The organism is Flavobacterium sp. CF136 (assembly GCF_000282055.1).
GTDB lineage: Bacteria > Bacteroidota > Bacteroidia > Flavobacteriales > Flavobacteriaceae > Flavobacterium.
In genome coordinates, this window is sequence record NZ_AKJZ01000047.1 from 19,423 (window position 1) to 31,274 (window position 11,852).

Annotated in this window: 11 protein-coding genes; 8 read left to right on the forward strand and 3 right to left on the reverse strand. The window is 32.9% G+C overall.

Going from position 1 to position 11,852, the window contains the following annotated elements:
* Positions 1-167: 167 nt before the first annotated feature.
* The 3 genes from PMI10_RS14445 (at position 168) to PMI10_RS14455 (ending at position 4,887) form a co-directional block, all read left to right on the forward strand.
* A complete protein-coding gene (locus PMI10_RS14445) occupies positions 168-917 on the forward strand; it encodes a 4-hydroxy-tetrahydrodipicolinate reductase (RefSeq protein ID WP_007809232.1) in 750 nt (249 codons plus the stop codon).
* Between the two features lie 189 nt (positions 918-1,106).
* On the forward strand, positions 1,107-3,083 hold the full coding sequence (locus tag PMI10_RS14450) for an alpha-ketoacid dehydrogenase subunit alpha/beta (RefSeq protein WP_007809234.1): 1,977 nt from the start codon (positions 1,107-1,109) through the stop codon (positions 3,081-3,083).
* Between the two features lie 61 nt (positions 3,084-3,144).
* Positions 3,145-4,887, forward strand: a complete 1,743-nt coding sequence (locus PMI10_RS14455) for a DUF885 domain-containing protein (RefSeq protein ID WP_007809235.1) — start codon at positions 3,145-3,147, stop codon at positions 4,885-4,887.
* Between the two features lie 98 nt (positions 4,888-4,985).
* Here the strand turns inward: PMI10_RS14455 and PMI10_RS14460 are convergent, their stop codons facing one another.
* The gene (locus PMI10_RS14460; protein WP_007809237.1) at positions 4,986-5,393 is read right to left on the reverse strand and encodes a hypothetical protein; all 408 of its coding nucleotides are present in this window, start codon (positions 5,391-5,393) and stop codon (positions 4,986-4,988) included.
* Between the two features lie 69 nt (positions 5,394-5,462).
* On the opposite strand from PMI10_RS14460, the gene PMI10_RS14465 reads away from it, so the two are divergent.
* Together PMI10_RS14465 and PMI10_RS14470 are read left to right on the forward strand one after the other, a co-directional pair.
* Positions 5,463-5,846 carry an acyl-CoA thioesterase gene (locus PMI10_RS14465; RefSeq protein WP_007809239.1) on the forward strand — a complete coding sequence of 128 codons (384 nt, stop codon included), beginning with the start codon at positions 5,463-5,465 and terminating at the stop codon, positions 5,844-5,846.
* A 97-nt stretch (positions 5,847-5,943) separates the two neighbouring features.
* Positions 5,944-6,372 (forward strand): hypothetical protein, encoded by a 429-nt coding sequence (locus PMI10_RS14470; RefSeq protein ID WP_157489851.1) that lies wholly within the window; start codon positions 5,944-5,946, stop codon positions 6,370-6,372.
* 136 nt (positions 6,373-6,508) lie between these two features.
* Here PMI10_RS14470 and PMI10_RS14475 read toward each other — a convergent pair whose 3' ends face one another.
* Positions 6,509-7,765, reverse strand: a complete 1,257-nt coding sequence (locus PMI10_RS14475; protein WP_007809243.1) for a mechanosensitive ion channel family protein — start codon at positions 7,763-7,765, stop codon at positions 6,509-6,511.
* A complete protein-coding gene (locus PMI10_RS14480) occupies positions 7,758-8,045 on the reverse strand; it encodes a DUF3817 domain-containing protein (RefSeq protein WP_007809245.1) in 288 nt (95 codons plus the stop codon). The genes PMI10_RS14475 and PMI10_RS14480 overlap by 8 nt, the downstream gene beginning before the upstream one ends.
* 103 nt (positions 8,046-8,148) lie before the next feature.
* Here PMI10_RS14480 and PMI10_RS14485 point away from each other — a divergent pair, with 103 nt between their 5' ends.
* From PMI10_RS14485 to PMI10_RS14495, 3 genes are all read left to right on the forward strand, one after another.
* The gene (locus tag PMI10_RS14485; RefSeq protein ID WP_007809247.1) at positions 8,149-8,682 is read left to right on the forward strand and encodes a DUF6155 family protein; all 534 of its coding nucleotides are present in this window, start codon (positions 8,149-8,151) and stop codon (positions 8,680-8,682) included.
* Positions 8,683-8,791: 109 nt separating this feature from the next.
* Positions 8,792-10,330, forward strand: a complete 1,539-nt coding sequence (locus tag PMI10_RS14490) for a DEAD/DEAH box helicase (RefSeq protein WP_007809249.1) — start codon at positions 8,792-8,794, stop codon at positions 10,328-10,330.
* 203 nt (positions 10,331-10,533) lie between these two features.
* Positions 10,534-11,736, forward strand: coding sequence for a tetratricopeptide repeat protein (locus PMI10_RS14495; RefSeq protein WP_007809251.1), 1,203 nt, complete (start codon positions 10,534-10,536; stop codon positions 11,734-11,736).
* Positions 11,737-11,852 lie beyond the last annotated feature (116 nt).

An 11,852-nucleotide genomic window follows, 5' to 3' on the forward strand; every position in this document is an offset into this window, starting at 1 on the left:
TTTACTATAAAATTTACTTTTTACCGCAATATTTTAACCCATTATGAGTAAACATAAATTTTGATTATTATTCAATTTAACTACTTTTTTACTACAAAAACATGTTAATAATTTTAGAAACAAACAAATTTGCAATAAAAAGTTTTATTTTTATAAAAAAGTGTAGCATGAAAATAGGACTAATAGGATTTGGAAAAACAGGAAAAGCAGTGGCTTCAGTCATATTACAAAACAAGAAATTTTCTCTTGAATGGGTAATGAAAAGAAGCAGCACTTTAGATAATCGCAATACTGCAGAATATCTTGGAATTGATTCTGATGAAACAGGGAAAATTTATTCCAGTTCATCCACTTCTATAACAGAACTTATGGATAATCAGCCAGTTGATGTCATAATCGATTTTTCATCAAACTCCGGAATTTACACTTATGGCGAGGCAGCCGGAAAACGAAAAGTAAAAATCATTTCTGCTATATCACATTACACCAAAAAAGAAAAAGATTTTTTAAAATCACTTTCTAAACTAACAACAGTATTTTGGAGCCCGAACATCACACTTGGAGTCAATTATTTATTATTTGCTTCTAAATTTCTGCAAAAAATAGCACCTTGGGTTGATATTGAAATTATTGAGGAACATTTTAAAGGAAAGGATGGTGTTTCCGGAACAGCCTTAAAGATTGCTGAAGCACTTGATTTAGAAAAAGAAGACATTAATTCTGTAAGGGCAGGAGGAATCGTTGGTAAACATGAGGTTGTTTTCGGATTTCCTTTTCAGACTGTAAGGCTTATTCACGAAAGTATTTCCAGGGAAGCTTTTGGAAGCGGGGTTATTTTTGTTGCTGAAAATTTAGCAGATAAAGGAAAAGGATTGTTTAATTTTGAAGATATACTATCCCCATATTTTGCAGTTTAGATAGGATAAATCAGTGGGACATCTTAGACTACTAATCTTAATTTGACTTTTTAAAAGAAATACGTTAAACACATATAATTTTTTCTATTTTTATTCCAGCTAATTAAAATAAATTTAAAATTAATTATTTAACAAATAATGTTAAAATTGTTATATTTTTATATATTTGAAAACAATAAAAAAAACAAAATGATCTTTTACAGACAAAACCTAACCGATAGTCAATTACTTGATTTATACAAAAAAATACTAAAACCTCGTTTAATCGAAGAAAAGATGCTGATCTTAATTCGGCAGGGAAAAGTTTCAAAGTGGTTTTCGGGTATCGGCCAGGAAGCAATTGCAGTAGGAGTTACATCAATTTTAGATGAATCTGAATATGTATTGCCAATGCATAGAAATTTAGGTGTTTTTACTTCCAGAGGCATTCCGTTGCACAGATTGTTTTCACAATGGCAGGGAAAAGCAAATGGTTTTACAAAGGGAAGGGATCGTAGTTTTCATTTTGGAACTCAGGAATATAAAATTATTGGAATGATTTCGCATTTGGGACCGCAATTGGGTATTGCTGACGGAATTGCTTTAGCCAATAAACTTCAAAACAATAAGAAAATCACAGCTGTTTTTACAGGAGAAGGTGCAACCAGCGAAGGTGATTTTCATGAAGCACTAAATATAGCTGCAGTTTGGCAATTGCCCGTAATGTTTATTATTGAAAACAATGGTTACGGTCTTTCGACACCTACAAACGAACAGTATTTTTGCGAAAATTTAGCGGACAAAGGTATTGGTTATGGTATGGAAAGTCATATTATTGATGGAAATAATATTCTGGAAGTTTTCACGAAACTATCTGAATTGAAAGCTTCAATCCAGGAAAATCCGCATCCTGTTTTATTAGAATTTAAGACTTTCAGAATGCGTGGACATGAAGAGGCGAGTGGTACTAAATATGTTCCGCAGGAATTAATGGATGAATGGGCTGCTAAAGATCCTGTTACAAATTACCGGAGTTTTTTGAAAGAAACAGGGGTTTTGACAGCAGAATTTGATGAACAGCTTCACAATGAAATCAAACAGGAAATTGATGAAAATTTAGCCATAGCAAATGCAGAACCAGAAATTGTTCCAACTCTTGAAGGAGAACTGGGTGATGTTTATAATCCTTATGAACATGAGGAGGTTATTCATTCATCAGAATCTAAAAATATTCGTTTTATAGATGCAATTAGAAATAGTCTGGAGCAATCTATGCAACGACATGAAAACCTCATCATTATGGGGCAGGATATCGCAGAATATGGCGGAGCCTTTAAAATAACAGACGGTTTTGTCGAGTTTTTCGGAAAAGAACGGGTACGAAATACTCCTATTTGTGAAAGCGCAGTTGTTTCTGCCGGAATGGGATTGTCAATTAACGGTTATAAAGCGATTGTTGAAATGCAATTTGCCGATTTTGTTTCTACAGGTTTTAATCCAATTGTGAATTTATTGGCTAAATCGCATTATCGCTGGGGCGAAAAAGCTGATGTTGTAGTCCGGATGCCTTGTGGCGGTGGAACCCAGGCCGGGCCATTTCATTCTCAGACAAACGAAGCCTGGTTTACCAAAACACCGGGTTTAAAAGTGGTGTATCCGGCTTTTCCTTATGATGCCAAAGGGTTATTAAATACTTCAATAAATGATCCTAACCCGGTTTTGTTTTTTGAGCATAAACAACTATACAGAAGTGTTTATCAGGATGTACCAAAAGATTATTATACCATTCCGTTAGGAAAAGCTGCTTTATTAAAAGAAGGAAATGCTATAACCATTATTACTTTCGGCGCTCCTGTACACTGGGCATTAGATACATTAGAAAAAAATCCTGAAATAGATGCAGATTTGATTGATTTAAGAACCTTGCAGCCTTTAGATACCGAAACTATTTTCGCATCGGTTAAAAAGACAGGGAAAGTGATTATTTATCAGGAAGATACTATGTTTGGCGGAATTGCAAGTGATATTTCAGCCTTGATTATGGAAGAATGTTTTGAATATCTGGATGCTCCTGTAAAAAGAGTATCCAGTTTAGATTCTCCAATTCCGTTTACAAAAGCATTGGAAGATCAGTTTTTACCAAAAGACAGATTCGAAAAAGAACTTATTGACTTGCTGGCATATTAGGGAACAAAAAATAAATAGCCCTGAATATTAAAATTATTTTCACTTTATCATTTAATAAAATATGAAAAAACTGTTTGTTTCAATTTTTGTAATTACTATACTTTTTTCCTGTAACAAAAGCACCAAATCTAATAAAGACAAAGCTTTAGATGAAAAATTTGATAAATATAAAGCTGGTTTTGTTACTGCTCTATGGCAAATTAATCCGGACTGGGCTGCGGCTGTTGGTTATCATAAATTTGATGCTATTTTGGTAATTCCGGATGCTGCAGCAGATAAAAAACAGCTTGATTTTGCAAATGCACAATTAGATTCTTTAAAACAATATCATATCGAAGAGCTATCGGATAAAAATAAAACTGATTTTCATATGATAAAAAATCAGTTGGAAACTACTATTTTCAATATTGAAGAATTGAAATCATCTGAATGGAATCCTTCCCAATATAATGTCTGCGGATCTTTTGCAGAAATTTTAAATGGAAATTACGATACTGCAGAAGTTCGCCTGCGTGCTTTTAATTCAAAAATGAACAATATTCCGGCTTACTATGAAGCAGCTAAAAAAAATATCAGGAATCCAACTATTGAACACACTCAACTTGCGATTGATCAAAATTTAGGAGGTTCATCTGTTTTTGAAGGTGATTTAAGCGCTGCTTTAGAAAAAAGTAAATTGACTGTTGCTGAGAAAAAAGAAATGCTCGGTAAAGCCAAAGTTTCGGTAAAAGCAATAACAGATTATGCAGAATGGCTTAAAAAATTACCAAACAAAACACCTCGTTCATTTAGATTGGGAACTGCATTGTATACTAAAAAATTCAATTTTGACATTCAATCAGGTTACAGTGCTGACGAAATTTATAAAATTGCTCTTGATCACAAAAAAGATTTACATGACAAAATGTTTGTTCTTGCAGATAAACTTTGGGCTAAATACAAGGGAAATGAGCCAAAACCAGCAGATAAATTAGACTTAATCAAACAGGTTATTGATAAGATTTCGTTGCAGCATACCACACCGGAAAAATTTCAATCTGAAATTGAAAAACAAATCCCGGAGCTGACTGCTTATGTAAAAGCGAAAGATTTATTGTATATCGATCCGTCAAAACCGCTTGTGGTACGTAAAGAACCTGCATATATGGCTGGCGTTGCAGGAGCTTCTATTTCTGCACCGGGACCTTACGATAAAAATGCAAATACCTATTATAATGTAGGAAGTATGTCTGGCTGGACGGCTGAAAACTCAGAAAGTTATTTACGTGAATACAACGATTACATTCTTCAAATCCTAAATATCCATGAAGCAATCCCGGGACATTATACCCAATTGGTTTACAGCAATCAATCTCCGAGTATCATAAAATCTATTTTAGGAAATGGCGCCATGGTTGAAGGCTGGGCTGTTTATGCCGAAAAAATGATGTTGGAAAGCGGATACAAAAATTCTGATGAAATGTGGCTGATGTATTATAAATGGAATTTAAGAGCAACCTGTAATACCATTTTAGACATTAGTGTTCACACAAAAAACATGTCTAAAGAAGCTGCGTTGGATTTACTGACCAGAGAAGCTTTTCAGCAGCAAGCTGAAGCGGATGGAAAATGGAAACGCGTAACTTTATCTCAGGTGCAATTGTGTTCTTATTTTACAGGATATACTGAAATTTATAATTTAAGAGAAGAGCTTAAAAAAGCACAAGGAGATAAATTCAATTTAAAACAATTTCATGAGAAGTTCCTAAGCTTTGGAAGTGCTCCTGTAAAATACATTAAGGAGTTGATGTTGTCTGAAGAGTAAGCTTAAAATAATTAAAAAGCGCATTAAATTTTAGAATCTAATGCGCTTTTTTACATTTATTGAATAAAATTTTGAGAAGAATCATTATATGTTTGGAATTACTTCGAATCCGATTCAACTTCAAACAACTGCACCTGACTTTTCAAACGGTCAATCAATAAATTCATCATTCGTTTGTTTAAACTTGATGAATTTTGAATGTACGTATTGTATTCTTCAATTGTAAAAAGCGCCATGACAATTCCTTTTAAAGAATTTCGGAACTTAATATCTTTTTGAATAGAATTTTCAATCGTTTGAAGTTTCTTTTCTACAGTATACGAATAAAAATCGGCTTTGTTTTTATTTACGTAATTGATAAAAACCGCTATAAACAAGTCATTTTGAAGTTTTAAAATAGGTCTAATTGTCTGATTTTGGAACAACTCATCTGAAGAAGATTGAGCACTTACGGTTCCTAAAGTTTCGCCTCTGAATTCTTTTAAAAAAGTGTCTCTATCGCTCATGTTTTTTCTTTAAAATTAAAGAAAAAATCCGATAGTAAAACCCTATTTTTGTTTTTATAAAATAAAAATATGAGATTCCATACCAGAAAATGGGTTAAACCCCAAGATTTAAATCCGAACGGAACTTTATTCGGAGGACAGCTATTAGCCTGGATTGACGAAGAGCTGGCTTTGTATTCGATTGTGCAATTAGAAAATTCGAGAGTAGTTACCAAACACATGTCGGAAATCAATTTTAAAAGTTCGGCAAGACAAGGAGATATTGTTGAAATTGGAATTGATGTAGTGAAATTTGGCCATACTTCATTAGTGCTAAAATGCGCAGTAAGAAACATGATGACCCGCGAAATAATTATCACAATTGATCACACTACGATGGTTAGTCTGGGAGAGGATGGAAAACCAAAAGCACATGGAAAAACCCAAATAGAATTCGTAAAAGACCGTTTATAAAATAAATTTTACACCATATAAGTGATATAAGTAAATATAAGCTTTGTGTAAAGTTACATGAACTTATATCACTTATATGGTAAAAAAACTTTAGAAAATGCTAAAAAAATTTATAATGGTTTCTGTATTATTTGCTTTTCTGATGTCCTGCAATTCTAAGGAAGAAAAAAAGGATTACAATCATGTTGTCTATCGGGCTGTGAATAATAAGGATACAGCAATTTTAGCAATCAACAAGAGTAATAAACGTTTTTACGGACGTTACGAAATATCGTATTATAGAGTAGGAAAAGACTCCGGAGATGTGAGGGGAGATATAAAAGGAGATACTTTGAGAGGCGATTTTCATTACATCTCTAATGGAGGAAGCTGGAAAAGAATACCCATTGCTTTATTAAAGAAACAAAATAAACTATTTTTAGGGAGTGGCATAATTGGTACCTATATGAATCTTCCCTGTTTTATACCCGGAACTCCTATAGAATATAATAACTCAAAATTTGTTTTTGAAGAGGTGAAAGAATAGTTCCAGGTTTTCTTTGTTTCAGGTTTCAAGTTTTTAAACTTTGTCGACAAACTGGGGTTTAAACACAATATTGTCATTTCTGACACAAGAATGGAAACATGAAACAAAAAACCTGAAACTTTTAAACAAAAAAAAATTACTCCAAACGACCAATCTTCGATGGTAATTCAAATATTTCAAGATCAAAATAGACTACAGAAGCCATAACGTGATCAAAAATATCGGCCATGATATATTCATAATTTGCCCAGCGTTTGTCACTCGAAAAAGCATAAATTTCTAAAGGAACTCCATGTTCTGTTGACTGTAATTGACGACACATAATATGCATATCTTTGTTTAATCCCGGATAGTTGATTAAATATTGCATAATATATTTTCTGAACAAACCTAAATTGGTCATGTTTCGGCCATTTAGAGAAAGCGTTTTATCAACACCGCGTAAATTATTGTATTTCTCAATTTCGGCTTGTCTGGTTTCGATATAACCATTAATCAGCTGCACTTTTTTCATCTGATTCAAATCTTCATCATTCAAAAAACGAATGGTACTGCTTTTAATCAAAATATGTCTTTTAATACGTCTTCCTTCAGACTTTTGCATACCACGCCAGTTCTGAAAAGAATCTGAACTCAAAGCATAGGTTGGAATCGTAGTAATCGTATTATCGAAATTTCGGACTTTTACAGTTGTCAGGTTAATTTCGATTACATCTCCATCAGCACCAAATTTATCCATTGTAATCCAGTCACCAATACGAACCATATCATTAATGGCTACCTGAACACTCGAAACAAAACCTAAAATAGTATCCCTGAAAATTAAGATAATAATTGCTGAAAGCGTCCCTAAAATGGTAAGCAGTTCACCTTGTTTAATTCCGAATAATTTGGAAATAATAATGGCAACCCCAAAAATCCAAAGTACAATCATGATAACCTGAACAAAACTGTCAATAGGTTTATCACTGTATTCCGGTTTTTGCTTTAAATAATCCCGTAAAGAATTAAAAATCGTTCTGATAATCCATAAACTGATCAAAACAATGTAAACACCTACTATTTTCCCAAAAACGGATTCCCAATATTCATATTTATCTAAAATAACAGGAACTGCTTTGTAAATAAAGAAAAACGGAATTAAATAAGCGGTATATTTTGTTGTTTTATTGTGAATTAAATAATCATCAAACTTGGTTTTAGTACGCTGTGCAAAAATGGCAGTCAGCGTGACCAAAACAAATTTGGCTACATAATAAATGGCATAAGCCAAGGCAACCATAATAATGATATTGAAGATTAGGCTGATATAAGACGCAAAATTGCGGCTCATTCCCCAATCCCTAAAAACAGGATATAAAAAATTAAATATTTTATCCAAAAGCTTATGCATTATTTTCTAAATATTTTTTCTCAATATAAAAAGTTCCAAAAGGAATAAGAGAAGCGATCAAAATGATTCCGAAAGTTTTTAAATCCCAGTTTTGAGATTTTCTTAGTAAAACTGCCAATACGATATATCCAATAAATAAAACACCATGCGACATTCCCAACGGACGTAATAAAGTGTGGTAAAGTTCAGGATTATTGGTTTTGATAAAAAGCATATTAGAGAATAATACTAAATAGGAGATTCCTTCTAAAATTGCGGTAACTTTAAAAATCTTGAGCATGTATCTGTTTTTTTGAGTTTATGCCGCAAAATTAAGTATTATCGTTGATTATTGAAGTATGAATAGTAAAAGTAATTTACTTTTGTATTCTTAAACTTTGAGTATGAGTAAGCGTGATTTGAAAAAATATCTTGCAGAATTAAATAAAGAACAGCTCGAAGAACAAATTATTGAGTTGTACGAGAAATTTAGTCCTGTAAAAGTGTATTATGATTTTGTTTTTAATCCCAAAGAAGATAAACTTTTGCAGGAAAGTAAAACTAAAATTTCCCAGGAATATTTTCCCATTAAAAAACCGGGTTCAAAAAGGAAACCAAAAGCAAAAATGCGCCGTTCAGTGGCTCAAAAGTATATCAAACATTTTATTTTGCTCGGCGTAGATCCTTTTGTAACTGCCGATGTTATGTTCTATAATATCGAAATTGCACAAACTTACTCATCCGGAAATTTCATAAAGCAGGAATTGTTTTATAAAAGCATGTTGAATTCTTTTGAACAGGCCGTGAATTTTGTAATTTCTAACGGAATTTTAAATGAATTTAAAGCGAGAATTATTAAAATTCAACAAGAAACTATTCAGCAAAAATGGAAAAACAAGTATGATTTTGAAGCAATCTCAGATAAAATCGACTTATAGAGGCTTTTCTTATAAAAAAAACTTATTTAAAAAAATCATTTATTTTAAGTTAAAATAAGATGAATAACTGTTTTTTAGGTGTATTTTTGCAAAAATCCAAAAAAATACAATGTCTCAAAACACTTTAGAAATAGAAAGAGAAGAGAAAAAAGAACTTTATGCATACCAAAAAGGTGACATCGATGCCATTTTTGAACGTTTAGATAATGCTCCTCCACAACATCATTTGTTATATCAATTGCCAACAGGAGGCGGAAAAACAGTAATTTTTTCCGAAATCGTTCGTCGTTATTTAGCTCATAATGATAAAAAGGTAGTGGTTTTAACACACCGTATCGAACTTTGTAAGCAAACTTCAAAAATGCTGAAAGGTTTTGGTGTTTCCAATAAAATCATCAATAGTAAAGTAAAAGAATTACCGGATCAGAACGATTATTCGTGTTTTGTCGCTATGGTCGAAACCTTAAAAAACCGTATCAATGACGAAAAATTACATTTAGACAACATTGGTTTGGTAATTATTGATGAGGCACATTACAATTCATTTAGAAAATTATTAAACTCATTCAAAAACGCTTTTATTCTTGGAGTAACGGCAACACCTTTGAGTTCAAATATAAAATTACCAATGCACCAGAGTTACGATGAACTTATTGTGGGTGATACCATTAGTTCATTGATTGACAAAGGATTTTTAGCCAAAGCAACCACATATAGCTATGATGTTGGTCTGACCTCCTTAAAAGTAGGTATCAATGGAGATTATACCGTAAAATCGTCAGATGATTTATATACCAATACCGTTATGCAGGAGAAATTACTGCATGCATACACCGAGCGTTCTTTAGGTAAAAAAACCCTGATTTTCAATAACGGTATCCATACTTCCTTATATGTTTATGAAACCTTTAGAGAAGCCGGTTACGATATCAGACACCTTGATAATACAAGCAGTTCAGAAGAGCGTAAAGATATTTTGGCATGGTTCAAAAAAACGCCGGATGCTATTCTCACTTCAGTTGGAATCTTAACTACGGGTTTCGATGAGCCAACTGTTGAAACCATTATCTTGAACAGAGCAACAAAATCACTAACGTTATATTACCAGATGATTGGTCGCGGATCTCGTAAATTACCCGGTAAAGATGAGTTTACGGTTATCGATTTGGGTAACAATGCCGCGCGTTTTGGTTTATGGAGTGAGCCGGTAAACTGGCAGCACATTTTTAAATCACCTGAGTTTTACTTAGAAAACCTTCGTGATGATACTGAAATCGAATTGTATTTCAAATACAATATGCCACCTGAATTGCGTGCTAAATTCAGTAAAACACCGGATGTTACTTTTGATGTTGATGAAGAACACAAGCTAATCATCAAGCAAAATTTGCGTTCAAAAGTGGTTTTAGACAAATCTTTAGAGCAGCATGCCGCAATGTGTGTCGATAATACCGAAACATTACAGGAAGCAAAATCACTCGGAAAAGAATTAGATGACGATATCGAATGCCGTATCAAGCGTTATGCAAAATGTCTGAGCCAGTGCAGTAAAAACTACCGAGAATGGCTGGTTGACGACTATAAACTAAAAATGGTACTATTAATCGGTAAAAAATATCGTGAGAAAATCATGAACGAACCGGATTGATAAAATTTTTTGTTTCAGGTTTAATGTTTCAGGTTGAGCGTAGCTGAAACCTATTATAATTTGGCATTGAAATTGAAATTGAATTTTGAAATTAATATTGAATTTTAGAAGCTATTTCCTGCTGTCCACTATATCTTTTGTGGCGAACCCCGCCACAAAAGGATGCCGTTTCCATCAGGGCTAAACGTATTAATCCATAAAAGATGAATTTGAAGAAAATATTTGTTTTGTTTTTAATTAGTTCTTTTTATAATGCTTTTGCGCAAAAAGATGGCTATTGGGACAAAGAACGCGCTACTACAAAAGAAATAATAGTTTCAGCAGGTAACAGGATTACCGTAAAAACAGAAGATTTACCTGTAGGAACAACCGAAATAGTGTACCGAATTACACTTTTGGATGAAAATCAGCAAATGGCAAATAGTCTGGTTTCAGTACTAAAAGCTATTCCGGATCCATATGGCATAGGTCAGGGGTCTGCCGGAGCCGTATTTTTAATGTCAAAAATTTCAGGGGATGACAAATGTACCTATGCACTTTTTACATCCGATGCGAATGCAAAAAAATACGTTGATGACGGAAAAACCAAGGATGCCTGCTTTTTTCAGGATGAACCTTTAAGTAAGGATGCCAAACGTCTTTCGCTTGATAAATCGTCCTGTTTAGAGGTAAATACCAATACAATTTGGTTTGGTTTTGAAAGCAAAAACTGGCTGCTGAAACAAAAAATAGTTTTAGAAGTCGTACCCTGGGTCGACACGAAGCTTAACCGTGGCTGGAACCAGGACAATAAAAACGAAATTATCAGTTTGTGCAAAACCTCAACAATGGCTCAAAAAATGGCCAATTCTGATGATTTTTGTGTTTGTATTTTAGAAAAAATCATGAAGCAATACCGTTATGGGGAGTTTCAAAAATTACTTTCAATAGAGAAAAATAAAGTATATAAAGATTTCGGGAATGTATGTTACAATGATGCCGTAATTTCAAAAAATGTTTTTAATGATTTAAGAACACAGGCAAACACCTTAATTAAGCTACAAAAATACAACGAAGCTATTCCAAGGTTAAATACAATTATTAATGCCGGAAAAGCCACTGCAATTGATTACAGCGCTATTGGTTATAGTTATATCCTGACAAAGCAATACGGAAAAGCAATTAAGTTTTTAAAAGAAGGTGAAAAATTAGACGATACCGAATTACTGGTAAAACTAAATCTGGCACATGCTTATCTGGTAAGTGATAAATATAGCGATGCAAAAGCAATTTATAAAAAATACCAATTACAAAACGTTACCGATAGTTTGAGCTGGATAGAGAAAACAAAACAAGATTTTGCTGTTTTTCAAAAAGCAGGATTGCCTTCGTCAGACTTTGAGAGGGTTTTGAAATTGTATAATTAAAAATGTTTCCACCATATATTTTATTTACCATATAAGTGATATAAGTTCATTTAAATTTAATTGCAAGTTCAGTTTATAGCTAACTAAGTATAAGTTATACGTGTAATTAAAATAGG